A 24,351-nucleotide genomic window follows, 5' to 3' on the forward strand; every position below is an offset into this window, starting at 1 on the left:
GGCCACTGTCCGCCATGGCCCGGACCCGGCCGGGCCGCGGCACGGCCGGCCACCGGACCGTCAGCCGATCGGCGCACCACCGCCGCAGCGGGCACGGCCACCCGCCGGGGCGGGACGGGCTGAGCCGGGCCGGACCGGGCGGGACGGGCTGAGCGGGGCTGGCCCCGGGCGGGACCGGAGCGGGCCGGGACCGGCACCGGACCGCGCTCAGCGCCGCACCTTGCGGTTCGCCCGCAGCCATTCCTTGTTCATGGCGGCGATGGAGGGCAGCGGGATGCCCTTGGGGCAGGCGGTGGCGCATTCGCCGGTCAGGGTGCAGCCGCCGAAGCCCTCGGCGTCCATCTGCGCGACCATGTCCAGCACCCGCGTCTCCCGCTCGGGCGAGCCCTGCGGCAGCACCCCCAGGTGGTTGACCTTGGCGGCGGTGAAGAGCATCGCCGAGCCGTTGGGGCAGGCTGCCACGCACGCGCCGCACCCGATGCACTCGGCGTGCTCGAAGGCGTGGTCGGCGTCCGCCTTGGGGACCGCGGTGGCGTGCGCCTCGGGCGCGGATCCGGTGGGCACGGTGATGTAGCCGCCGGCCTGGATGATCCGGTCGAAGGCCCCCCGGTCCACGACCAGGTCCTTGATCACCGGGAAGGCCGCGGCCCGCCACGGCTCGACGTCGATGGTGTCGCCGTCGTCGAAGGACCGCATGTGCAGCTGGCAGGCGGTGGTGCGTTCGGGACCGTGGGCGTCGCCGTTGATCACGAGGCTGCACGCCCCGCAGATGCCCTCGCGGCAGTCGTGATCGAAGGCCACCGGCTCCTCGCCGCGCAGGATGAGGTCCTCGTTGAGGGTGTCGAGCATCTCCAGGAACGACATGTCGCGGGAGACGCCCCCGACCTCGTACGTGACCATCGCGCCGGGGGTACCGGGGTTCTGCTGGCGCCAGACGCGCAGGTTGAGCTTCATGCGTAGCTCCGCTGGGTGGGGTGGACGTACTCGAAGGCGAGGTCTTCGCGGTGCAGGACGGGGGCGGCGCCCGGGCCGGTGAACTCCCAGGCCGCCGCGTAGGAGAAGGCGTCGTCGCGGCGGGCGGCCTCGCCGTCGGAGGTCTGGGACTCCTCGCGGAAGTGGCCGCCGCAGGACTCCTCCCGGTGCAGCGCGTCGAGGCACATCAGCTCGGCCAGCTCCAGGTAGTCGACGACGCGGTTGGCCTTCTCCAGCGACTGGTTGAACTCCGTGCCGCGGCCGGGGACCTTGACGCGCCGCCAGAATTCCTCGCGGATCGCGGGGATGCGGGCGAGCGCCGTGCGCAGCCCCTCCGCGGTGCGGGCCATTCCGCAGTGCTCCCACATGAGTTCGCCGATCTCGCGGTGGAAGGAGTCGGCGGTGCGGTCGCCGTCCACGGCGAGCAGCCGGTCGATCCGCTCCCGGGTCTCGCGTACCGCGGCCACCGCGTCCGGATGGTCCGGGCCCATCGGCTCCCCGCCCGTGTCCTCGCCCTCGCCCCCACCCGCGGCGGCGGCCGTGCCGGGGGTGGTCCGGGCCAGGTAGTCGTTGAGGGTGGCCGGCAGCACGAAGTAGCCGTCGGCCAGCCCCTGCATGAGCGCGGAGGCGCCGAGCCGGTTGGCCCCGTGGTCGGAGAAGTTGGCCTCGCCGATCGCGAACAGGCCCGGCACGGTGGTCTGGAGGTCGTAGTCCACCCACAGGCCGCCCATCGTGTAGTGCACGGCGGGATAGATCCGCATGGGGACCTCGTACGGGTCCTCCGCGGTGATCCGCTCGTACATATCGAAGAGGTTGCCGTACTTCTCGGCCACCTTCTCGCGGCCCAGCCGCCGGATGGCGTCGGCGAAGTCGAGGTACACGCCCTGGCCGCCGGGGCCGACGCCGCGGCCCTCGTCGCAGACGTTCTTGGCGGCGCGGGAGGCGATGTCACGGGGCACGAGGTTGCCGAAGGCGGGGTAGATGCGCTCCAGGTAGTAGTCGCGTTCCGGCTCGGGGATCTCGTGCGCGGGGCGGGTGTCGCCCTTGGCGCGGGGGACCCAGATCCGGCCGTCGTTGCGCAGGGACTCGCTCATCAGGGTCAGCTTCGACTGGTGGTCGCCGGTGCGCGGGATGCAGGTGGGGTGGATCTGGGTGAAGCAGGGGTTGGCGAAGTACGCGCCGCGCCGGTGCGCCCGCCAGACGGCGGTCGCGTTGGAGTTCATGGCGTTGGTGGACAGGTAGAAGACGTTGCCGTAGCCGCCGGTGGCGAGGACGACCGCGTCGGCGAAGTGGCTGGATATCTCGCCGGTGACCAGGTCCCGGGCCACGATCCCGCGGGCCCGCCCGCCGGACACGATCAGGTCGAGCATCTCGGTGCGGGCGTGCATCTCCACGTTCCCGGCCGCGATCTGCCGGGACAGCGCCTGGTACGCGCCGAGCAGCAGCTGCTGGCCGGTCTGGCCGCGGGCGTAGAACGTACGGGAGACCTGGACGCCGCCGAAGGACCGGGTGTCGAGGAGGCCGCCGTACTCGCGGGCGAAGGGGACGCCCTGGGCCACGCACTGGTCGATGATCTCGACCGAGACCTGGGCGAGGCGGTGGACGTTGGACTCCCGGGCGCGGAAGTCGCCGCCCTTGACGGTGTCGTAGAAGAGCCGGTGCACCGAGTCGCCGTCGTTGCGGTAGTTCTTGGCGGCGTTGATGCCGCCCTGCGCGGCGATGGAATGGGCCCGGCGCGGGGAGTCTGAGTAGCAGAACTGGACGACGCGGTAGCCCTGTTCGGCGAGGGTGGCGCCGGCGGAGCCGCCCGCGAGCCCGGTGCCGACGACGATGACGGTACGTGCCCTCCGATTGGCCGGGTTGACGAGCTTGGCATCGAACCGGCGCCGGTCCCAGCGCTCGGCGATCGGGCCGTCGGGGGCGCTGGTGTCGGCGATCGGGTCGCCGGTGCGGTAGTGCGCGTAGTCGGGGTGGGTGCTCATGGTCAGTTCACCAGTCCGGTCATGACGGCGACGGGTACGGAGACGAAGCCCGCGGTGATGACGAGGGCGAGGAGGTTCGCCACGGCCTTCAGCGCGCGGTCGCGGCGGGCGCTGCCGGCGCCGAGGGTCTGGGCGGCGCTCCAGAAGCCGTGCCGGATGTGCAGGCCGAGCGCGAGCATCGCCGTGAGGTAGACGGCGTTGCCGTACCAGGTGGAGAAGGTGGCGACGACGTTCTCGTACGGGTGCCCCTCCTGGGCGTGTTCGTTGACGGTCAGGGTGGTCAGGTCGAGGAGGTGCCAGACGATGAACAGGCCGAGGATCACCCCGCCCCAGCGCATGGTGCGGGTGGCGTAGCTCGCCCGGCGCCGTCGGTGGGCGTATCCGACCGGGCGGGCCCTGAGGTCGCGGCGGCTGAGCTGGTAGGCGGAGACGGCGTGCGCGGCGACGGCCGCGAGGAGCACCACGCGGGCGGCCCACAGGCCCCAGTGGCTGTGGAGGAACGGTTCGCCCATGTGCCGCAGCCAGCGGCCGTAGGCGTTGAATTCGTCCGGCCCGAAGAAGATCTTGAGGTTGCCGAGCATGTGGACCAGCAGGTAGCCGAGCATGATCAGCCCGGACACCGCCATGACGGCCTTCTTGCCGAGGGTCGAGCCCCAGAACCCGCCGGCCGGGGTGCGGCGCGGGCGTGGGCCTGCCGGGGTGCGCGAGCTTCGGGGGGTGCGCGGGGAACGCGGGGTGGTGGACGGCTGTGGGCCCGTCCGCGATGCCAGAGCCATGACGTCGACGCTAGGGAACAAGGACCTGAAAGGTCCAAGACATGATGTGGCTCATCTTCATAGTCTGGGCCTATGCAATTCCAGCAGCTGGTGTATTTCGTGGCCGTCGCCGAGACCCGGCACTTCACCCGGGCCGCCGAGCGGGTGCACGTCGCGCAGCCCTCCCTCTCCCAGCAGATCAAGGCCCTGGAACGGGAGCTGGGCGCGGCGCTGTTCAGCCGGGCGCGGGGCAACATCGCGCTGACGGACGCGGGCGAGGCCCTGCTGCCGCTGGCCAGGCGGATCCTGGCCGACGCGGACACCGCACGCCTGGAGGTCCAGGAACTGGCGCAGCTGCGCCGCGGCCGGGTGCGGCTGGGGGCGACCCCGAGCGTGATCACGGGCCTGCTGCCCGAGGTACTGCTGGCCTTCCACTCCGCCCACCCGGGGATCCAGCTGCTGGTCGAGGAGAACGGGTCCCTGGACCTGGTACGGGAACTCGCGCGCGGCGCGCTGGACCTGGCGCTGATCGCACTGCCGCTGCCCCCTTCGGCGCCCGCCCTGACCACGGTGGAGCTGTTGACGGAGGACCTGGTCGTGGTGTCCTCGCCGGACCGGCCGGCGCCGGGCGGCGGCGGGCCGCTTCCGGTCGCGGCGCTGCGCGACGAGCCGCTGGTGATGTTCCGGCACGGCTACGACCTGCGGGAGCTGACGGTGACGGCCTGCCGGGCGGCGGGCTTCGAGCCCTCCTTCGTGGTGGAGGGCGGCGAGATGGACGCGGTGCTCGGCTTCGTCCGGGCGGGCCTGGGCATCGCGGTGGTCCCGGCCATGGTGGCCGACCGCTCCCACCCCACCCTGCGAACCACCCCCCTGGCCGACTCCCCCCTACGCCGCACCATCGCCCTGGCCCACCGAACCGACGTGGCCCCCACCCGCGCAGCCCGCGAACTGATGCGCGTACTCCTCAACCAACCTCGGCCAAGAACCAGCCCCGCCGGCGTTTGAGGCGCGGGGTCTGGGGCGGAGCCCCAGGTCGACCCCCTTCCGTCAGGACGCCGCCACCGCCCCACCCGCCCCCCGCACAGGCAGCACCGCGTCCAGCCCACCCCCCAGCGCCCCAAAGGCGCCATCCGCATCGGCGACGGCGTCCGCATACGCCTCACCGGCCGTCAACCCCGCCGCCAGCCGCTGCCAGTTGACCCGCCCCAGCTCATGGCGAACAGCCACCAGGTGCTGCGCGGACAGCCGCGCGGTGAGCGAGGGCACCCCCTCGCCTTCCAGGACGGCCGCGAGCAGGTCGACCTCACGTTCGGCGTAGTGGGAGATGCGACTGCTGAGGCTGTCCGTGGAGTACAGCAGCCGCATGAAGGCGACGATGTCCGGGATGTCGGACAGCCCCGTGATCGGGTCGCGATCGGCGAGCGCGAGCGTGAAGTGGGCGTGCAGCGCGGCCACCGGCCCCTGTCCGGCCGGGCGGTCCCGCACGATGCGGGCGGCCTCGTCCTGATGGTCGGCGAACCGGTCCAGGACCAGGTCCTCCTTGCTCGGGAAGTACCGGAACAGCGTCGGCTTGGAGACCTCCGCGGCGGCCGCCACGTCGGCCACCGAGACGGCGTCGAAGCCGCGCTCCAGGAACAGCTCCAGCGCGGTGGCCGCCAGGTGGTGACGGGTGCGCAGCTTCTTCGTCTCCCGGAGGCCGGGGGTGTCGTTGTTCTCCATGGCGGGAGCCTAGCACGGAAAACTGACCGAGTTATTTTTTTAACCAGGTTGCATTTCTGGCGGGAAGGCGCTTCACTGGAGTCATCGCCGCGGCGGACGGCCGCGGACGGGACCTCGGGGGGACCGACGATGACCGATGTACTGATCGTGGGCGCAGGACCGACCGGCCTGACGCTCGCCTGTGACCTCGCCCTGCGCGGCGCCGCCGTCCGGATCGTGGACCGGCGGGAGGAGCCGCACCGCGAATCCCGCGGCAAGACCCTGCGACCGGGCGGCCTGAAGGTGTTCGAGCGGTTCGGCATCGCGGACCGGATCACCGCCCTCGGGCGGTCGAGCCTCGTCCTCCGCAAGTACTTCGACGGCGTCCACGCCGGCGACACGGCCGTCGAGGGGCTGTGCCTGATCGGCCAGTGGCAGATCGAGGACGTGCTGCGCGACCGGCTGGCCGGGCTCGGAGTGCACGTCGAATTCGGCGCCCGGGTCACCGGCGTGACCCAGGACGCCGATGCGGTTCGCGCGGAGCTGGCCGACGGTCGCTCGGTCCGGGCCGGCTACCTCGCCGGCTGCGACGGCGGGCGCAGCGCGGTGCGCAAGCTGCTGGGGATCGCCTTCCAGGGGCACGGCGACAGCGAGCAGGCGATGGTGGTGGGCGATGTCCGGGCCCCGGGCCTGAGCCGCGACTACTGGCACCAGTGGTTCACCTCGGACGGCGGCGCCATGCTGCTGTGTCCGATGCCGGGCACCGACACGTTCCAGCTCCAGGCCTCACCCGAGAGGGACGCCGAGGGCGGCGCGCTGCCCCCGTCGGCGGAGGGCTTCCGACGCCTGTTCGACCGGCACGCCCGGATGCCGGGCGTCCGGCCGGCCGATCCCACCTGGCTTTCCACCTGGCGGGTCAATGTCCGCAGGGCGGACCGGATGCGCGAGGGCCGCGCCTTTCTGGCCGGGGACGCGGCGCACGTCCATCCGATAGCCGGCGGCTTCGGAATGAACACCGGGATCGAGGACGCCGCCGCACTGGGGCGGGCGCTGGGCGGGGCGGCGGACCTCGACGGCTACGAGGCGGAACGCCTCCCGGTCGCCGCCCACGTGCTGGCCGACACCACCGCCCGCATGGAGCGCGTGGTCGAGGCGGTCCGCACACCCGGGCGGGGAATCGAGGCCGGCCTCGACTGACCGGCGGCCGGGGGTCGCCCTCACGGCACGGCGTCCGCCAGGGAAAGGGTGTGGATCCGGTCCGGGGCCCCGGGCCGGGCGTAGTACCAGCCCTGCGCGGTGTCGCAGCCGAGCGCACGGAGCTGCGCCGCCTGGGCGCCGGTCTCCACTCCCTCGACGGTGACCGCGAGTTCGAGGCTGTGGGCCAGCGCGACGATGCCCTCCACGATCTTCACGTCCACCGGGTCCGCGGGCAGCTGTTGCATGCTCTGCGTGAAGGAGCGGTCCAGCTTCAGCACGCTGACGGGGAGCCGGCGCAGGTTGGCGAGGTTGGAGTAGCCGGTGCCGAAGTCGTCGAGGGCGATGTCCACACCGAGTGCGGCCAGCCGCCGCAGGGGTTCCAGCAGTTGGTCGTCGGCGCCTATCAGGGCCGATTCGGTGACCTCCAGGCACAGGGCGCCGGGCGCGAGGCCGGATTCCTCCAGGACGGCCACCGTGTCGGCGACCAGGCCCGGGTGGTGGAGCTGGGTCGGCGAGAGGTTGACGTTGATCCGCAGCGAGCCGCCGTGCTCCCGCTGCCAGGTACGGGCCTGACGGACCGATTCTTCGAGCACCCATCGGCCGAGGGGCACGATCAGGCCGGTGCGTTCGGCGAGCGGGATGAAGCGGTCGGGGCCGAGGACGCCGTGCTGCGGGTGCGACCAGCGGACCAGGGCCTCGGCGCCGTGCACGGTGCCGTCGTGGAGGTGGACCAGCGGCTGGTACTCGATGAAGAACTCGCCGCGCTCCAGAGCGGCGGGGAGCGCGTTGGTGAGTCCGTGCCGGGTGATGGCGCGGGCGTCGGCCTCGGCGTCGGCGAGTTCGAAGCGGTTGCCGCCGGCGCCCTTGGCCCGGTACATGGTGATGTCGGCGCTGCGCAGGACCTCCGCCGGGCCGCGTTCCCCGGCCGGGCCCTCCACGATGCCGATGCTGCCGCGGACCGTCAGCTCGCGGCCCTCCAGGCGGACCGGCGCCGAGAGGGTGGTGAGGATCCGCATCGCGAGGTCGGTCACGTCCTCCGGTCCGGATGCGGAGGTGGTGAGGGCCACGAACTCGTCGCCACCGAGCCGGGCGACCATCTCGCCCGGGCCGGTCGCGCAGCTCTGCAGCCGGTCCGCCACTTCCACCAGCAGCCGGTCTCCCGCCGCGTGGCCGAGGCTGTCGTTGACGGCCTTGAAACCGTCGAGGTCCAGGTAGCAGAGGCCGAAGTGGGTGTCCTTGCCCGCGAGCGCCTTCTCCAGGCGTTCGAAGAACAGTGTCCGGTTGGGGAGTCCGGTCAGCGCGTCGTGGGTGGCCTCGTAGCGCAGCCGCAGGGTGAGCAGCCGGCGCTCGGTGGTGTCCTCCATGAGGGCCAGCTGGTACTGGGGCTTGCCGTCGGCGTCGCGGAGCAGCGAGACCGTCAGGTTGGTCCACAGCACGGTTCCGTCGTGCCGGTAGTAGGGCTTCTCCACGTGGTAGGACTCGCGCTCGCCGCGTACCAGCTCGCCGTACATGCGCCACACGTGCGGCGCGTCCTCGGGGTGGCCCCAGTCGCAGACGTTGCGGCCGCGGACGTGGCCGTCCATGCCGCCGAACATGCGGGTCAGGGCCTCGTTGACCTCGAGGACGTTGCCGTCGAGGTCGGCGATGCCGATGCCTACGGCCGCGCCCTCGAAGACGGCGCGGAAGCGGGCCTCGCTCGCGTGCAGGGCCTGCTGGGCGTCGGTCCTGGCGCTGAACGCGGAGCGGGCGATGGCCTCCTGCTCGCTGAGGGTGCGTTCCCGCAGGGCACGGGCGTAGCCCGCGGCCAGGGCGTGCTGGAGGCGGGCGCAGCGGGCCCGGTACTCCTCGGCGTCCTCGCGGCTGTCGGGGCCGCAGTAGAGGACGAGGTACGACTCGACGACCCCGAGGGTCCCGGACAGCGCGTCGGGGTCGGTGCAGTGCGCGGCGACCAGGTCGGCGCCGACCTGCTGGGCGGGTGCCGGGTCGAAGGGCTGTGCGTGCAGGGCGTGGGAGAGGGTGCGGGCCAAGGGGAGGAGGTGTCCCTCGAATTCCACACGGGTGAGGGAGGTGGCGGTGACGGGGAAGATGGCCCGGCTCCAGATCCTCGCGAAGCGGGAGATCCGGTCTTCCGGGCTGTCGGCGAGGACGGTCGGCTCCCCCGGCTGTACGGGGATTCTCACGCCTTGCGTCCCACGCCGGCGAAGCCCGCGAAGGTGAACGGCTCCTCGTCCTCGTCGGGGCCTTCGGGGATGCCGGCTCCGCTGCCGGACACCTCGAGGGCCGGGTCGGGCTCCGGGCGCCAGCGCGGCATCGGCACGATGCCGGGGTCGAGGATCTCGAACCCGTCGAAGAAGCCGGTCACTTCCTCGCGGCTGCGCATCACCAGGGGGTTGCGGGCGTCCCGGTAGACGGTGACGGCGCCGCCGGCGACCTCTCTGGGGAGCGGAATGCCCTCGTACGAGGCGTGGGTGAGGATCAGCATGCTGCCGGGCGCGAGGGCGTCGCGCAGCTCGGCGACCGCCTCGTAGGGCTGGTCGTGGTCCTCCAGGAAGTGCAGCACCGCGACCAGCATCAGGGCCACCGGCCGGTCGAAGTCGAGGAGGGAGGTGGTGTACGGGCTGTGCAGGATCTCGGCCGGCTTGCGCAGGTCGGCGGCGACGATGTCGCTGCGGTCGTCGTCGGCCAGGACGGCGCGGCTGTGCGCGACGGCCACCGGGTCGTGGTCCACGTACACGACGCGGGCCTCGGGGGTGGCGGCCTGGGCGACCTCGTGGACGTTGCCGAAGGTGGGGATGCCGGAGCCGATGTCGAGGAACTGGGTGATGCCCTCGGACACCGCGTGGCGCACGGCCCGGCGCATGAACGCGCGGTTGGCCTGCATGATCTTGGGCAGCCCCGGGAGGAATTCCATGGCCCGGCGGGCGGTCTGCCTGTCGACCTCGAAATTGTGGGAGCCGCCCAAGTAGTAATCGTAGATACGGGACACGCTGGGCACCGATATGTCGATGCCTGGCGGTGCCCAGTCCGGGCGCTCCATCACGGTCTCCAAGACGTAGTCCGACGGCTGTCCGAGCCGAATCTACTGATCATTGCCCAACCGGGCGAGCCAAAGCGGAAATTGGCGATCCGTTCTTCGTCACACACCAAAGGCACGTGCCCGTCCGCTGCACCCCATTGATCGAAGCCGACAAATCCCTTTTGGGTTTTAACGACACCTGACCGGGTAGCCACCGTCTTTGGCTTAAACCTCTCTGGTCGAAACTCCGCCCGATCAGGCGAATCCTCAGGTGCTGCCGCGTGCTCCGGGGGCCGCCCGCCCATGCTCCCCGGGTGAACAGACCCAGAGCCCGAAGGCTTGCGGCGGTCTCGGTCCTGCTGTGGGCCGCCCTCGCCGCCACCCCTGCCTTGGCTGATAGCTGCGCCTGCGCGACGGTCGATTCGGCGGGCGGTTCGGTGACGGCGTACGCCGTCGCGGGCGGCGCCGGATTACCGGACCGTGGCGACCGTCACAGTGACGAGTGGCGCGGCGAGGACCGCGGCGACGGGCACGGGAAGGGACACGGCAAGGGGCACGGGAGAGGGCACGGGAAGGGCCGCTGCCACGGTCGCGGCTGCCACCACCCGTGCCCGCGGCACGGTCACTGCCGGTGCCACTGCCCCTGTCCCCCGAAGCCGACGCCCACGCCCACCCCGAAGCCGACTCCGACGCCGGAACCCACCCCGACGCCCACGCCCAAGCCGACCCCGACCCCGAAACCGACCCCCAAGCCCACGGCGAAGCCGACGCCCGCGCCGACCCGGACGCCACCGCCCCGCCCCCGGCCGGTCACCGAACCGCCCGTCGTGCCGCGCCCGGTCCCCGCACGGCCGACCCCGCCGCCCGTGGTCCGCGCCGTGCCCGCGCCGAAGCCGCCGCCACCGCGGCCCACCCCCACCGTGCGGCCCACCCCGGCACCCTCGCGCACCCCGGTCCCCAGGCCCGCGTACCGCGCCCCGGCCCGGAAGCTGCCCGAGCACCACATCTCGCCGGTGACCTTCACCCTGCTCACCACGGCTCCCGCGGTGCTCGCCATCGCCGCGCTGCGGCCCCGCTGACGCGCCGGCCGCCGACCCGACCGCACCTCGTCACCCGGAGAAGACCTTGTCGGAATGGCTCGTCCTGTCCCTCGCGATGGCCGCGGCGTGCGCCGTGGTGCTCTCCATCGCCTTCCTCAACCACCGGCGGATCGGCGACGACGACGATCCCTCCGAAACCCCCGACGTCATCGAGTACATGACGATGATGATCGGCGTGATCTACGCGATCGTGCTGGGCCTGGCGATCGCCGGCGTGTGGGAGGCCCGCGGCGCCGCCCAGGAGTACGTGCGCCAGGAGGCCCAGGCCCTGCACGAGGTGAGCGTCCGCGCGGAGGTCTATCCGGTGCCCGTGCGGGCCAGGATCCGCACCGACGTGAACGCGTACGCCGCGTACGTCGTCGACACCGAGTGGAAGGCGATGGCGGACCGCGGCGAGGTGACCGACGAGGGCGCGCGGCTGCTGGAGCGGATCCGGCGTGACGTGACGGACTACGAGCCGAAGACCGATCAGGAGGGGCAGGCCTACCAGCCGCTGGTGGACCACGTCGCCGCCGTCGACGACGCGCGCAGCGCCCGCGCCTCCGGGGCGAGCGCGACCATGCCCGGGGTGGTCTGGTTCGGGCTCGTCGTCGGGGCGGCGGTGACGATCGGTCTGATCTTCACCCTGCAGATCCGCCGCTCGTTCCGGGAAATGCTGCTCGCGGGCCTGTTCAGCGCGCTGATCGCCTTCCTGCTGTTCCTCATCTGGGACTTCGACGCGCCCTTCGGCCGGGGCATCTCCGCCACCGCCGAACCCTTCCTGCACCAGTTCCCGCACCTGCGCGGCTGACCCGCCGGGAGGTCCGGCCCGACCCCGGACCTCCGCAGGACGCCCCCAGTCCCCCCGGACCTCCGGGGGACGCCCCCCGACCTCCCGGGGCACCCCCGGAACGCCCCGGCTTCCCCCACAAGGAGCACGCGGCTACCCCGTTCGCCTGACCCTGATCGCGGGTCACCTTGCGCGCACCTAGCGTGGCGGTCATCGAGGTGCACGACCCCTCACGTGGAACAGGTTTCCGCCGTTGCTCCTCGGGGACCGGAGGACTCACATGCGTGCGATACGCACCGCTTCCAGCCATCTGATCGCGGCGGGCGCCACGGCCGCGGCGCTCGCCTTCGCCGCGCCCGCCGCCACCGCGGCCGGCGCCCAGCCCATCACCTCGTTCGGCTTCGCCATCACCCCGTCCACGGTCGCGCCCGGCGGACAGGTGACGCTCACCGTCACCGGCTGCGCCGCCGCCTTCGCGACCGCCTCCTCGGGCGTCTTCGACACCGTCAGCATCCCGCAGGGCCGGCCCGTACGGGTCACCGTGGACCGGGACGCCCGCCGCGGCGCCCGCTACGGGGTCTCCTTCACCTGCAACGGGGAGACCGGTTCTGCGGACCTGACGATCGCCACCGCGAGCACCCCCACGACCAGTTCCACCGCTGCCTCCCGCGGGGTGCGCGGCGGACTGGGCGGCAGCGTGTCCGGGGCCGAACCCGCCGAGATCGCCGCGGGCGCGGCGCTGTTCCTCGTCGCCGCCGCGGGGACCACGTACGCGGTGCGCCGCCGGACGGCGGCCCGACGCCACTGACGACCGCCACCCCCGCCACACCGGGCGGCGGCCCTGCCGCTCACGGCCCGCAACCGCCCGGAGCCCCGAGTCCGAACACGGACTCGGGGCTCCGGGCGGTTGCGCTTCGACCAGGGGGCGGGTCCCGGTCAGGCGCGGCTGCGGGAAGAGCGTCGACGCACCACGTGCACGCCCGCGCCGAGGGCCGAAGCGCCCACGAGCCCGGCACCGATCGCGGTCTCGGCGGCGGACGGCCCGAACGAACCGCCGAGGCCACCCTCGGCACCTCGGCCGCGCAGGACGCGGAACTCGTGGGTGCCCAGGGCACTGCTCCCGTGGCAGCGGACGTTGAGGGTGTGCCGGCCGGGAGTCGCGTCGTCGAAGATGCGGACGGTGGCGAACCCGATGCGGCCCGCCGAGAGCGTGGTCTCCTCGAACTGACCTCGGGAGAAGACGGTGCCGCCGTTGCGGCAGCCGCTGGCGCTGACGTCCATGAGGGCGCCCTGATGGACACTCAGAGGGTTGACGGTGATGTCCCGCGGCACGTTGCCGTCGCCGCCGCCGATGCCGCCTCCGTTGCCGCCGCGGCCGTCCCGGCCGTCCCGGCCGTCGCCGCCCCCGGGCGCGCCCCCCGCCGCGGCGAACGGCGACGCCAGGCCAATGACGGCGACCGCCGCGGCGGCCGCCAGGGAAATACGTGCAACACGCATGGTGGAACCTCCAGAGGAAAGCGCCCCGGGGCTGTGGCCACCGGCTGATCGACGAGAACGCCTTCCACTGGAACACTCACGGAGTCTTTGATTCCGCGCATGTTGGGCTTGCGCCGCCCGGCTGAGGCGACACGCCGAGCGGATCTGACGGAGCCGCAGGTCACACACCGTCAGACGTTTTATATGACTCTTACTCGGATGGCTGCACCCGTCCTGGTCCGGACCCCCTGTGGGACCACTCGTTCGCCGTCTCCCCGGTCGCCGGTCCGGCGGCGCAGACCTAACGTGCGGAGGCAAGGGGGGAAGAGAACGCGGGACGGGACCCCGCGTCGGGAAGGGAGAGACATGACCGAGGACGAGATCGAGCAGGACCGCAGACGGCGCTCCCCGTGGGGGGTGCTGGCTCTGGTCATGCTCACCGGCCTCGCCATGATCCGCAACGGAGCCGATGTGGAGTCGGGGCCGCCGCAGCCGGCCGCGGCCGCCAGCGTCCGCGTCCAGCAGAAGGCGCTCGGCACGGCCGCGCCCACTCCGCCGGCCGGCATGCAGGTGCTGGAGCACGCCACGGTGGAGCGGATCCGCATCCCCTCCATCAACGTGGACGCGCCGACGATGACGGTCGGCCTCGACGCGGAGGGCTGGATCGACGCGCCGCCGCCGCAGGACCCGAACCTGGCCGGCTGGTACCTGAACGGCATCTCCCCGGGGCAGCGCGGCTCGGCGGTCATCGTGGGCCACGTCGACAACGAGAAGGGCCCGGCGGTCTTCTACGGCCTCGGCTCGGTGCGCAAGGGCGACGACATCGAGGTGACGCGGTACGACGGACGCACCGCCGTGTTCGAGGTCTACGGGGTCGAGGTGTTCTCCAAGAACGACTTCCCCGGCGCGCTGGTGTACGGGGACACCGGCCACCCCGAGCTCCGGGTGATCACCTGCGGCGGCGGCTACTCCAAGTCCCGCGGCTACGACGGCAACGTGGTCGTCTTCGCCCGCATGGTGGAGACCCGCTAGCGGGCCGAACCATTCCCCGCGTCCGCGTTCCGTCTCGTTCGGCCCGTCCGGGAAGGCCGCTCAGTCGGAGACCGCCGCCTGCCACGTCCACGCGGTGCGGCGGGGGCGGCCGTCCAGCTCTCCCCTGCCGGTGCACCAGAGGAGGACCTGCGCCGGGTCGCCGGGCGGGGCGTCGGGGAACAGACGGCGGAGCACCGCCGCGCAGAGCGGCGCCGGGGGCAGCCACGGCACCCCCAGCCCCTGCGTGATGTCGCTGGTGTGCAGGAGGACCTCGGCGACGCCCATCGCCGCGAACCCCGCCGGGTCGCACGGCCCCCAGTGCCAGGCCCGCGCTTCCGGGCCGGCCGCGGTCAGCGCACTGCCGAGCAGCCCTGCGCAGGCGGTGACCACCTGGAGCACCTCTCGTGGAGAGGCGTCCGGGCGGACCACGAGGTCGAAGGGCAGGTAGGCGTCGGCAGGCCGACCCGCGACCTGCCCGGCGTACGCCAGCAGGTCGTGCGCGACGTGGGCGGCCGTCGTCCGGCAGCTCCACTCCAGCGGACCCGCCGGCACCGCCCAGTCCTCGGTGTCGTGCGGGCCGAGCACCCGCAGCATCTCGGCCACGGCCCGGTCGACGTCTCGGCTGTCCATGCGGTGCATCCCGCGATGCTAGCGCTGCGACGAGAGGGGCCCGCCGGCTCCTCCGGGCCGCGGGTCGACGGGGGTGAGGACACCGAGCCGGTCCTCGACGGCCTGGGCGGCGGTCAGGCACAGGTCTTCCCGGAACGCCCGGCCCACGATCTGGACTCCGGTGGGCAGCCCGCCCGCCGTGCCGGTCGGCAGCGCCACGGCGGGCACGCCGACGAAGCTGGTCACGGAGCACAGGCGCATGGCCGTGCCGACCCGTTCGTGGCCCGCCCCGTCGCGCGATTCCAGCCCCGGCTCGACCGGCGGCTCGGTGAAGACCGGGCCGAGCACCAGCGGGTACCGGTCGAGGAACTCCGCCCACGACCGGCGGATGCCCATCCAGGTACCCATCAGGCGCACCAGCTCGTCCGCGGCGGCGGGCGGGGTCCGCTCCATCATCATCGCGATGTAGCGGTCCCCGCCCGGGCCCAGCAGGGTGCGCACGACCGGCCAGGACGGCGCGAACTCGGTGACGGCGAGCCGGTGGTACACGTCGAGGGCCTCGGCGAGCCGCGGTACGTCCGGTACCTCGCGCACGTCGTATCCGGCGTCGCGCAGCGCGTCCGCCGCGTCCTCGACGGCCGCGCGGACCGCGGGGTGCACACCGAGACCGCCGGGGTCGGCCACGACCGCGACCGGCACCGGCCCGGGCAGCGGCGCGCCGTACAGCGGCACCGGCACCGCCCGCGGGTCCCGGGGATCCGTCCCGGCCAGCACCTCGTACGCGGCCCGCAGGTCGGCCACCCGCCGGGCCAGCGGGCCGTCGGTGACGAGCAGTTGGGAGGCCGGGCCCGGGTCGTCGGGGCCCAGCACGCGCTGGTCCGCGGGGAACCGGCCGGCCGTCGGCTTCAGCGCCGCCACTCCGCAGAACTGGGCCGGGATGCGCACCGATCCCCCGGAGTCGTTGCCGAGACCGAGCGCCGCCATGCCGGTGGCGACGGCCACCGCGTCGCCGCCACTGGTGCCGCCCGGGGTCCGGCCGGGATCCCACGGGTTGACCGTGTCGCCGAAGAGTTCGCTGCGCGTGTGCATCCCCGCCAGGATCAGCGTCGGCATGTTCGTGTGGCCGACGGGGACGGCCCCGGCCGCGCGCAGCCGGGCCACCGGGAGGGCGTCGGCGGGCGCCACCAGGTCCCGGAAGCGGGGGCTGCCGAACGTGGTGGGCACGCCCTCGACGGCGGTGGACTCCTTCACCGTGAACGGCACGCCCGCGAGCGGGCCCAGCTCCTCGCCGGCAGCCCGCCGCCGGTCGGTGCGCGCCGCGTCCTCCCGCGCCCGCTCGGCGAGCAGTTGGGTGACCGCGTTCAGCCGTGGGTTGACCTCGGCGATCCTCAGCAGGTGGGCGTCGACGAGCTCGGCGGCCGACACCTCCCCGCCGCGCACCGCCGCCGCCTGGGCGACGGCGGGCAGCCTCCACAGGGCCTCGTCCATGATCCGTACCTCCGGGAATCGTTTCGGGGAATCGTTTCGATGCGCTTGCATCGGAACGGTACCCTGAGAACCGATACGAACGCATCGGAAAAAGATGCGCCGCACCCAGGGAGGCGACCGGGCATGCCCAGGCACGTGGACCACGCGGGCCGGCGCCGCGTCATCGCCGAGGCCGTCTGCCGCCTCACGGACGAGCACGGCGTGGAGGGCGTGACCCTGCGCGACGTGGCCGCGCGCGCCGGAGTGTCGATGGGGGCCGTCCAGCGGTGCTTCGCCACCAAGGAGGAGATGCTCGTCTTCGCGCTCGGGCACATCGGGGAGCGGATCGGCGAGCGGGTGCGGGCGCGGCTGACCGCGAGCCCGGCGCAGTCGGCCGCCACCGCCCTGGGGCACGCGGCCGCGGAGGTCTCGCTCCTCGACGCGGAGCATCGCGCCGAGGCCCGGATCTGGCTCGCCTTCATCGCCCGGGCGGCCGTCAGCGACACGCTCGCCGTACCGCTGCGGGCCAACTACGCGGCGCTGCAGGAGGTTTTCACCCGGCTCGTCACGCGGGCCCGCGCGGACACCGGCCGCCCCGGGGAAGCGGACGCCCCTGCGGACACCGCCACGGACACGCACACGGATGCGGGCACGCACCCGGACCCGGACACGGACGCCGATGCGGATCTCCGCGTGGAGGCGGAGCGTGCGGCGCGCACCCTGCTCGCCCTTGCCGACGGGCTCACCGCGCACGTCCTGATCGGCCACCTCACCCCGCAGCAGGCGCAGGACGTCCTCCACGGCCACCTGATCCGACTGTGGGAACGGCCGGACCGGGACTGATCAGGGCCGGCGCCGGGGACCGCTCCGGTCCGGTGCGGAGGTCAGGGCCGGTGCGGAGGTCAAGGCAGGCGCGGAGGTCAGGGCAGGCGCGGAGGTCAGGGCAGGGGTGAGGGTCGAAGCCGGAGTGAGGGTCAGAGCCGGGGCGGGAGCTGAGGCAGGGTCATGCGGTAGCCGCGGTCGAGCAGGCGGGGCAGGTACGTGCGCAGGGCGGCGACGCTCTGCGCCCGGTCGCCGCCGGCGTCGTGGGAGAGCACGACCACGCCGGGCCCGGCGCCGCGCAGCACCCGGCCGACGATGGTGGAGGTGCCCGGCTCCTGCCAGTCGAGGGTGTCCACGGTCCAGGCCAGCGGCTCCATGCCGAGTTCGGCGCCGATCTCGAACGCCGCACGGTTCCACGCCCCGTAGGGCGCCCGGAACCAGACGGGCGCGGTGCCGGTGACCCGTTCGACGAGCCGGCTGGTCTGGCCGATCTCCCGGGCCAGGGCAGGGCGGCCGAGCTTGGGGATCAGCGGGTGGCTCCACGTGTGGTTGCCGATCACGTGCCCTTCGGCCACCATCCGCCGCAGCAGGTCGCGGTTGTCGGTGGCCATCTCCCCGCACACGAAGAACACGGCCCGCACGTCGTGCCGGGCCAGCGTGTCGAGGATGCCGGGGGTGTAGCGGGGGTCGGGCCCGTCGTCGAAGGTGAGCACCATGTTGTGGCCGTCGGCGGGCATGTCGAGCAGCGGCCGGGTGCGGACCGGCGGTGTGGCGGGCGGGCGGCGGCGCGGCCGCTCGTCGGTCATGGGGCTGAGCCGGTACGTGGAGGGGAGCTGCGGTCGGCCGGCCTGCGGCGGTCCCGCGGCGGGCGGCGGGGCGGCCGGGGTCCCCGCACCGTGCGGCTGTGGCCCGCCCGCCCCGGCGGGGGCGGCGGCAGTGTGCCGGCCGGTGCCGGCCTCTCCCCCGGTCAGAATTCCGGAGGCGACGGCAGCTCCGAGGAATACGGCGGTGCGCCGCAGCAGCACCCTACGCCCCGGAGTCAGCTCTTCAGATTTCATTACCAATAGCTCGCACGGCAGACAGCCTGAAGCCCTTATCAACACTGGTCAAGGGGGTTATTGCACCCGATGGGACCAGCTCGCCCGCCGCCTGGCCGAAATCGTGTACACGGGGCCGGTAATCGCCCCCGCCGGCATCAGGACCGGCGCACCAGGGGGAACGGCAGCGTCTCCCGGATCGTGAGGCCCGTGAGGAACATGACCAGCCGGTCCACCCCGATGCCCAGTCCGCCGGTCGGCGGCATCGCGTACTCCAGGGCGTCGAGGAAGTCGTTGTCGAGTTCCATCGCCTCGGGGTCGCCGCCCGCGGCCAGCAGGGACTGCGCGGTGAGCCGGCGCCGCTGTTCGACCGGGTCGGTCAGCTCCGAGTACGCGGTGCCGAGTTCGGTGCCGAACGCCACCAGGTCCCAGCGCTCGGCGAGCCGCGGGTCCTCGCGGTGCTGCCGGGTCAGCGGCGACACGTCGGTGGGGAAGTCCTTGTAGAAGGTCGGCAGTTGGGTCCGCTCCTCGACCAGCCGCTCGTACATCTCCAGGACCACGTCGCCGCGGGTGTTCTCCGGGGTGTGCGGGACCCCGGCCCGGTCGCAGAGCACGCGCAGGGCGTGTTCCTCGGTGTCGGCGTCGACGTCCTCGCCGAGGGCCTCGCTGATCGCCCCGTACATCGTCTTGACCGGCCAGGGCCCGGAGATGTCGTGGACGACGAGCTTTCCGTCCGGGCCCGCCTTGTGGGCGACGGGCGAGCCGAAGGCGGCGGTCGCGGCGCCCTGGATGAGCTCGCGCGTCAGGTCGAGCATCACGTCGTAGTCGGCGAAGGCCTGGTAGGCCTCCAGCATCGTGAACTCGGGGTTGTGCTTGTACGAGACGCCTTCGTTGCGGAAGGTCCGGCCCATCTCGAAGACCTTCTCCATGCCGCCGACGCAGAGCCGCTTGAGGTACAGCTCGGGTGCGATGCGCAGGTACAGGTCGAGGTCGTAGGCGTTGATGTGGGTGGTGAAGGGCCGGGCGTTGGCGCCGCCGTGGATCTGCTGGAGCATCGGGGTCTCGACCTCCAGGTAGCCGCGGTCCAGCAGGCCCTGGCGCAGCGCCTGCACGGCGCTGGAGCGGGCCCGGACCACGTCGCGGGCCTCGGGGCTCGCCACCAGGTCGAGGTAGCGGCGGCGCACCCGCGCCTCGGGGTCGGCGAGCCCCTTGCGCTTGTCGGGCAGCGGGCGCAGGCACTTGCCGGTGAGCTGCCAGGAGCTCGCGATCACGGACAGCTCGCCGGTCCGGCTGGCGCCGATCTCGCCGGTGGCCACCACGTGGTCGCCGAAGTCCACGTCGGAGGTGAACGAGCCGAGCGGGCCGGTTCCGGAGCCGTCGCGGGTGAACATCAGCTGGAGGTCCCCGGACCAGTCCCGCAGGACGGCGAAGACCACCCCGCCGAGGTCCCGCACGACCATCACCCGGCCCGCCACGGTGACCGTCTCGCCGGTACGGGCGCCGGGGGCGAGGCCAGAGTGGGCGCGGCGCAGCTCGGCGAGGGTGTGGGTGCGCTGCGGGATGCCCACGGGGTAGGGGTCGGTGCCCGCGGCCCGTAGCCGGTCCAGCTTGCGGTGGCGTACGCGCACCTGGTCGGGCAGGTCGGCCGCGGCGTCCGCGGGGCCAGCGTCCGCCTCGGCCAGTCCGAGGGAGGCGATGGAGGGCAGGCCTTCGGTGGTGGCGGGCGCGGCGGCCCCGGTGGGGTGGCCGTTGCCCCACAGCTTGCGCAGGCGCGGTACGGAGACGAAGCCCTCGGCGATGCCGGAGGCGAGGCTGATCCGGGCGAGGGAGCCGGCGTCGGCGTAGCAGAGCATCCGCGGGTACCACTCGGGGCCGTACTTGACGTTGGACCGGTAGAGGGCCTCCAGCTGCCACCACTTGGAGAAGAACAGCAGCAGCCGGCGCCACAGGCGCAGCACCGGGCCGGCGCCGATCCGGGCGCCCTCCTCGAAGACGGAACGGAAGACGGCGAAGTTGAGGGAAATCCTCCGGATGCCGAGTTTGGGCGAGGCGGCGCAGAGCTCGGCGACCATGAACTCCATGACCCCGTTGGGCGCCTTGCGGTCGCGGCGCATCAGGTCGAGCGAGATGCCGTCCCTGCCCCAGGGGACGAAGGACAGCAGGGCGATCAGGCTGCCGTCGGCGTCGAAGGCCTCGACCAGCAGGCAGTCGCCGTCGGCGGGGTCGCCGAGCCGGTCCAGTGCCATCGAGAAGCCGCGCTCGGTCTCCGTGTCGCGCCAGGTGTCGGCGCGGTCGACGATCCTGCTCATCTCCTCGTCGGTGAGGGCGGAGTGGCGCCGGATCTGCGTGGTGCAGCCGGCCCGCCGGACCCGGTTGACGGCCTGCCGGGTGACCCGCATGTCACGCCCGTCGAGGTCGAACTGGGCCACGTGCAGGATCGCCTCGTCGCCGAGCTGGAGCGCGCCGAGGCCGGAGCGGGCGTACGCGGTCGCGCCGTCCTCGGATGCGCCCATGACGGCGGGGGCCCAGCCGTGCTTGCGGGCCACGGCCAGCCAGGCGTCGATGGCGGGGCTCCAGGCCCCGGGGTCGCCGACCGGGTCGCCGCTGGCCAGGCAGACGCCGGCCTCGACCCGGTAGGTGACGGCGGCCTTGCCGTTCGGGGCGAAGACCACGGCCTTGTCGCGGCGGGTGGCGAAGTAGCCGAGGGAGTCGTTGCGCCCGTACGCGCCGAGCAGGGCCCGGATCCGCGGCTCCTCGTCGCCGTGCAGGGCGGCCGTCAGGCGCTGGGAGCGGAACAGGGTCGAGGCGGCGTTCAGCAGGGCCAGCGCACCGAGCAGGCCCAGGACGAAGTACAGCGGGCGCGGCGGCCTGCCGTCGAACTGGCGGGCGGAGAAGAGCCCGCCGAAGACCTGCTTGGCGGCCCAGTCGAGCCACTGGCCGCGGGGCAGGGTGCCGGGCCACAGGGCGACCAGGCCCCAGCCGACGAGCACGGCGGCGAACAGGCCGAGCCCGAGGACGAGCAGGGCCCGCCAGAACGCGGCCGTCCGGGAGGCCGCGTAGAACTCCGAGCGGGCCAGGACCAGCAGCACCATGGCCGCCACCGCGAGGGCGAAGGAGGAGGTGGCGACGGCGTAGTCGGCCTCGGTGAAGGACACCAGGTCGACCAGGATGAGCAGGGTCAGGTAGCCGATGACGATCCACCAGGCGACCTTCTTGCGGGCGCCGAGGGCGGCCGCGAGGAGGAAGAGGAAGACGGCGTACGCGAGGTTGGCGCTGACCGGTACGACGATCGCGTCGAGGAAGCGCACGACGGGGCGCAGCAGCCGCCGCAGTCCCGGGGAGAGCGAGAGCAGCGCGCACAGCAGTCCGAGGGTGCCGAAGAACGCGCCGAATCCGTCGGGGACGCGGTTCAGGAAGCGGTGGCCGGTCCCGGGGACGTTCCCGGGCGCGTTTCGGGGCGTCTTCGCGGCGGCCTTCCCCGCCGCCGCCCCGGGTGCTCCCTGCGTGTCGTCCGCGCGCACACTCATGACTGGCACTGTAGGGAGCGCCGGGCGGGTCCGCGCGGTGGGGAAGCGCCCGCTCCGGTCGGGGAGAAGCTGCTGCTCCGGTTAGCCTCGGTGGGGTGACGGAGCGCGCAGACACCCGGTTCGAACGCGGCACCGACGGCCCGAAGGTCATCCTGGCGGGCGTGGACGGGTCCGACTCCTCGCTGCGGGCGGTGGCCTACGCGGCGGGCCTGGCCCGACGGCAGAACGCGCTGCTGGCGGTGGTGTACGTACAGCCGGTGCTGCCCGCGGGGGCTGCGCTCGGCGTGCCGGTCGGCGAGACCACGCGGGAGATCGCGGACGAGCTGGTGGCGGAGATCCGGGCCTCCGCGGAACGCCTCAGGGGGATCTTCGAGGTCCGCTGGGAGTTCCACACGTTCCGCGGTGACGCGTTCAGCGGGCTGGTGCGCGCGGCCGAAGAGCTGACGGCGGACGCGGTGGTGGTCGGGGCCTCGGAGCGCGCCGGGCACCGGCTCGTGGGATCGGTGGCGGTCCGGCTGGTCAAGGCGGGCCGGTGGCCGGTCACGGTGGTGCCGTGACCGGCCACCGGCGCGCGCGGCGCGGTCAGCGGGCCATGGTGAGACCGTCGCGGGCCGCGCCGCGCCCGAGTACGGCTTCGCTGATGGCGTCCTGGGCGGTCCGGTAGTCGTCCCGGTCCGGGTGCTCGGCCAGGGCGGCGGGCAGGTTCACCAGCCGGCCCGCGTCGGTGTCCATCCACTGGGGGACGAACTCGGCCCGGGTGACCCGCCAGCGCTCCCCCGCCCGCGCCGGGGGTTCGAAGCGGAACCGGCCGATCGAGCCGTAGTTGCCGCGGGGATCGTGGTGGCCCTCGTCGTTGAACATCTTTCCGGCGATCTGGTCCCCCATGCCGTAGACGACCCAGGACCCGTTGACCTTCTCGTAGGCCTGAGGGATGTGGGCGTGCGTGCCCAGGATCAGGTCGATGTCGGGGCGGCCGGCCGTCCGGGAGGCGGTGAGCGCCTTGCCGAGCGTCAGCTGGACCTCGTCGGGCGCGGTCTGCCATTCGGTGCCCCAGTGCAGGCTGACCAGGACCACGTCGGCGCCGGCCCGCCGGGCGGCCCGGGAGTCGGCGACGATCTTCTTCTCGTCCATCAGGTTGACCGCCCAGGGCTGCCCGTCCGGCAGCGGGTAGCCATTGGTGTCGTACGTGTAGGCCAGATGGGCGATCTTGGCCGTCCCGGCGCGGTAGATCTGCGGCCGGGCCGCCTCGGCGGCGGTGCGCGCCGAGCCCGCGTGGCCCAGGCCCTGTCGGTCGAAGGCGTCCAGGGTGCGGCGCAGCCCGTCGGCACCGTCGTCGAGGGTGTGGTTGGAGGCCGTGGAGCAGCCGTCGTAGCCGGTGGCCTTGAGGGCTTCGGCGATCTGCGGCGGCGAGACGAAGGCGGGGTAGCCGGCGAAGGGGCCGTCCTCCGGGCCGTAGACGGTCTCCATGTGGCACAGGGCCAGGTCGGCGGCCGACACCAGCGGTTTCACGGCGGCGAACATCGGCTTGAAGTCGTGGCCTTCGCCGTCCGCGTCGGCGGCGGCCTGCCGGATGACCGAGTCGTGCGGGAGGACGTCACCGCTGGCCACGAGGGTGAATCCGCGGCCGTCGGCGGCCGCGGAGCCGGGGGCGGCGGCGGGCGTACTGCTCTGCGGAGCGGCCAGCCGGGCCTGAGCCGGGCCGTTCGCCGTGCATCCGGCGACGGCTGCCAGCAGGACGGCCGAGAGGACAGCCGCGGTCCGAGGCGCGCGTTGCTTGGTCATCTGCCCAGCTCTCATTCGTAGGACTATCCGATCTTCCGCTCTTTCGAATCCAGCGGGGAAGCGACCCGAAGTCAAGGAGCACGGCCGCGGACGTCACCGGAACGGACCCGGCGGCTGAACGGACCCCTCGGCGGGGCGCGGCAAGGGTCAGGGGCGGGGGCCGGGGGCCCTGTCACGCCGGGCCGCCCGCCGGGCCGCCCGCGGTGCCGTTCGGCGCACCGGACGACCGTTCGTCGCGCGCTGGGGCCGTCCGCCGGACCCGGCGGACGGTTGGGCGCCCGGCCGCGACAGGGCGGTTCCCGCACCGCCACCCGCAGGTCAGGGTGGGTGCACCGGATCCCCGCGGCCCACGGAAGGGAGCCCACCGGTGAGCAGCACGACGACCCTTCGGCGCACGGGCGCCACACACCACGCCGGCCCCACCGTCCCCGACGGCCCCACCGTCCCGGGAGGGCCCGGAGGGCCGGAGGGCCTGGACCGGCTGAGCGGTCTCGTCGACCTGGCCGCCCTCCAGCGGGACCACGGCCGGGCCCTGTTCGGTTTCCTCCTCGGGCTCACGCACGGGGACGCGCAGCGCGCCGAGGACCTCGTCCAGGAGACCCTGGTGCGGGCCTGGCAGCACCCCGAGGCCTGGCACACCTCGCACGCCTCGATGCGGCCCTGGCTGTTCACGGTCGGCAGGCGGCTCGCGATCGACGCCCGCCGGGCCCGGCTCTCCCGGCCGCAGGAGGTGGAGGCCGAATCCCTGGAACTCACCGCCGCCGTCGAGGACCGCGTGACCGGCGCGGTGACCGCGATCGACGTCCGCCGCGCGGTCAGCTCCCTGGGCCCCGAACACCGCGAGGTCCTCGTGGAGGTCTACTTCCGCGACCGCTCCGTCACGGAGGCCGCCCGGCGGCTCGGCATTCCCGCCGGCACCGTCAAGTCCCGTACGCACTACGCCCTGCGGGCGCTGCGGCAGGGGCTGGCCGGCTACGGACTCGGCTGAGCGCGCCCGCCCGCCCGGGGCTCGCCGGGCGGGGGCCCTGCGGACGAGGGGTCAGCGGGAGGCTCTCCGGGCAGGGCCTTCTCCGGCCATGATCCGCCCGGCCTGACCGGATCTGGCCGATT

Annotated in this window: 21 protein-coding genes; 8 read left to right on the forward strand and 13 right to left on the reverse strand. The window is 73.4% G+C overall.

The window, feature by feature from the left end; genetic code table 11:
• Positions 1 to 207: 207 nt before the first annotated feature.
• The 3 genes from OG764_RS05745 to OG764_RS05755 are packed head-to-tail and all read right to left on the reverse strand — an operon-like array spanning position 208 to position 3,730.
• Positions 208 to 954 (reverse strand): succinate dehydrogenase/fumarate reductase iron-sulfur subunit, encoded by a 747-nt coding sequence (locus OG764_RS05745; RefSeq protein ID WP_328967296.1) that lies wholly within the window; start codon positions 952 to 954, stop codon positions 208 to 210.
• Positions 951 to 2,954, reverse strand: coding sequence for a fumarate reductase/succinate dehydrogenase flavoprotein subunit (locus OG764_RS05750; protein WP_328967297.1), 2,004 nt, complete (start codon positions 2,952 to 2,954; stop codon positions 951 to 953). The genes OG764_RS05745 and OG764_RS05750 overlap by 4 nt, the downstream gene beginning before the upstream one ends.
• Before the next feature lie 2 nt (positions 2,955 to 2,956).
• On the reverse strand, positions 2,957 to 3,730 hold the full coding sequence (locus OG764_RS05755; protein ID WP_328967298.1) for a succinate dehydrogenase: 774 nt from the start codon (positions 3,728 to 3,730) through the stop codon (positions 2,957 to 2,959).
• A 72-nt stretch (positions 3,731 to 3,802) separates the two neighbouring features.
• Here OG764_RS05755 and OG764_RS05760 point away from each other — a divergent pair, with 72 nt between their 5' ends.
• Entirely contained in the window at positions 3,803 to 4,714 is a 912-nt protein-coding gene (locus OG764_RS05760; RefSeq protein ID WP_328967299.1) for a LysR family transcriptional regulator, read from the forward strand.
• A gap of 42 nt (positions 4,715 to 4,756) precedes the next feature.
• On the opposite strand, the gene OG764_RS05765 is transcribed toward OG764_RS05760, so the two are convergent.
• Positions 4,757 to 5,428: a TetR/AcrR family transcriptional regulator gene (locus OG764_RS05765; RefSeq protein ID WP_328967300.1), complete on the reverse strand. Its 672-nt coding sequence runs from the start codon at positions 5,426 to 5,428 to the stop codon at positions 4,757 to 4,759.
• Between the two features lie 129 nt (positions 5,429 to 5,557).
• Between OG764_RS05765 and OG764_RS05770 the strand changes: the two genes are divergently transcribed.
• Positions 5,558 to 6,604: an FAD-dependent oxidoreductase gene (locus OG764_RS05770; RefSeq protein ID WP_328967301.1), complete on the forward strand. Its 1,047-nt coding sequence runs from the start codon at positions 5,558 to 5,560 to the stop codon at positions 6,602 to 6,604.
• 20 nt (positions 6,605 to 6,624) lie between these two features.
• Here the strand turns inward: OG764_RS05770 and OG764_RS05775 are convergent, their stop codons facing one another.
• From OG764_RS05775 to OG764_RS05785, 3 genes are all read right to left on the reverse strand, one after another.
• A complete protein-coding gene (locus OG764_RS05775) occupies positions 6,625 to 8,784 on the reverse strand; it encodes a putative bifunctional diguanylate cyclase/phosphodiesterase (protein WP_328967302.1) in 2,160 nt (719 codons plus the stop codon).
• Positions 8,781 to 9,641, reverse strand: a complete 861-nt coding sequence (locus OG764_RS05780) for an SAM-dependent methyltransferase (protein WP_328967303.1) — start codon at positions 9,639 to 9,641, stop codon at positions 8,781 to 8,783. Before OG764_RS05780 ends, OG764_RS05775 begins: the two co-directional genes overlap by 4 nt.
• A gap of 601 nt (positions 9,642 to 10,242) precedes the next feature.
• Positions 10,243 to 10,653, reverse strand: a complete 411-nt coding sequence (locus tag OG764_RS05785) for a hypothetical protein (protein WP_328967304.1) — start codon at positions 10,651 to 10,653, stop codon at positions 10,243 to 10,245.
• A 92-nt stretch (positions 10,654 to 10,745) separates the two neighbouring features.
• Between OG764_RS05785 and OG764_RS05790 the strand changes: the two genes are divergently transcribed.
• Together OG764_RS05790 and OG764_RS05795 are read left to right on the forward strand one after the other, a co-directional pair.
• Positions 10,746 to 11,510, forward strand: coding sequence for a bestrophin-like domain (locus tag OG764_RS05790; protein WP_328967305.1), 765 nt, complete (start codon positions 10,746 to 10,748; stop codon positions 11,508 to 11,510).
• A gap of 259 nt (positions 11,511 to 11,769) precedes the next feature.
• Positions 11,770 to 12,297 (forward strand): hypothetical protein, encoded by a 528-nt coding sequence (locus tag OG764_RS05795; RefSeq protein WP_328967306.1) that lies wholly within the window; start codon positions 11,770 to 11,772, stop codon positions 12,295 to 12,297.
• Positions 12,298 to 12,425: 128 nt separating this feature from the next.
• Here OG764_RS05795 and OG764_RS05800 read toward each other — a convergent pair whose 3' ends face one another.
• Positions 12,426 to 12,986, reverse strand: a complete 561-nt coding sequence (locus tag OG764_RS05800) for a hypothetical protein (RefSeq protein ID WP_328967307.1) — start codon at positions 12,984 to 12,986, stop codon at positions 12,426 to 12,428.
• Between the two features lie 345 nt (positions 12,987 to 13,331).
• Between OG764_RS05800 and OG764_RS05805 the strand changes: the two genes are divergently transcribed.
• Positions 13,332 to 13,997: a class F sortase gene (locus tag OG764_RS05805; protein ID WP_328967308.1), complete on the forward strand. Its 666-nt coding sequence runs from the start codon at positions 13,332 to 13,334 to the stop codon at positions 13,995 to 13,997.
• A gap of 60 nt (positions 13,998 to 14,057) precedes the next feature.
• Here OG764_RS05805 and OG764_RS05810 read toward each other — a convergent pair whose 3' ends face one another.
• The gene (locus OG764_RS05810; RefSeq protein ID WP_328967309.1) at positions 14,058 to 14,627 is read right to left on the reverse strand and encodes a maleylpyruvate isomerase N-terminal domain-containing protein; all 570 of its coding nucleotides are present in this window, start codon (positions 14,625 to 14,627) and stop codon (positions 14,058 to 14,060) included.
• A gap of 18 nt (positions 14,628 to 14,645) precedes the next feature.
• Positions 14,646 to 16,094 carry an amidase gene (locus tag OG764_RS05815; RefSeq protein WP_328967310.1) on the reverse strand — a complete coding sequence of 483 codons (1,449 nt, stop codon included), beginning with the start codon at positions 16,092 to 16,094 and terminating at the stop codon, positions 14,646 to 14,648.
• 123 nt (positions 16,095 to 16,217) lie between these two features.
• Here OG764_RS05815 and OG764_RS05820 point away from each other — a divergent pair, with 123 nt between their 5' ends.
• On the forward strand, positions 16,218 to 16,916 hold the full coding sequence (locus OG764_RS05820) for a TetR/AcrR family transcriptional regulator (RefSeq protein WP_328967311.1): 699 nt from the start codon (positions 16,218 to 16,220) through the stop codon (positions 16,914 to 16,916).
• Between the two features lie 131 nt (positions 16,917 to 17,047).
• Here OG764_RS05820 and OG764_RS05825 read toward each other — a convergent pair whose 3' ends face one another.
• Positions 17,048 to 17,953 (reverse strand): polysaccharide deacetylase family protein, encoded by a 906-nt coding sequence (locus OG764_RS05825; RefSeq protein ID WP_328967312.1) that lies wholly within the window; start codon positions 17,951 to 17,953, stop codon positions 17,048 to 17,050.
• A gap of 137 nt (positions 17,954 to 18,090) precedes the next feature.
• Entirely contained in the window at positions 18,091 to 21,459 is a 3,369-nt protein-coding gene (gene lysX, locus OG764_RS05830; protein ID WP_328967313.1) for a bifunctional lysylphosphatidylglycerol synthetase/lysine--tRNA ligase LysX, read from the reverse strand.
• Between the two features lie 95 nt (positions 21,460 to 21,554).
• On the opposite strand from lysX, the gene OG764_RS05835 reads away from it, so the two are divergent.
• On the forward strand, positions 21,555 to 22,016 hold the full coding sequence (locus OG764_RS05835) for a universal stress protein (RefSeq protein WP_328967314.1): 462 nt from the start codon (positions 21,555 to 21,557) through the stop codon (positions 22,014 to 22,016).
• A 25-nt stretch (positions 22,017 to 22,041) separates the two neighbouring features.
• Here the strand turns inward: OG764_RS05835 and OG764_RS05840 are convergent, their stop codons facing one another.
• On the reverse strand, positions 22,042 to 23,241 hold the full coding sequence (locus OG764_RS05840) for a CapA family protein (RefSeq protein ID WP_328967315.1): 1,200 nt from the start codon (positions 23,239 to 23,241) through the stop codon (positions 22,042 to 22,044).
• Between the two features lie 472 nt (positions 23,242 to 23,713).
• Between OG764_RS05840 and OG764_RS05845 the strand changes: the two genes are divergently transcribed.
• Entirely contained in the window at positions 23,714 to 24,229 is a 516-nt protein-coding gene (locus tag OG764_RS05845) for a sigma-70 family RNA polymerase sigma factor (protein ID WP_328972888.1), read from the forward strand.
• Positions 24,230 to 24,351: the final 122 nt, after the last annotated feature.

The organism is Streptomyces sp. NBC_00239 (assembly GCF_036194065.1).
Lineage (GTDB): Bacteria > Actinomycetota > Actinomycetes > Streptomycetales > Streptomycetaceae > Streptomyces.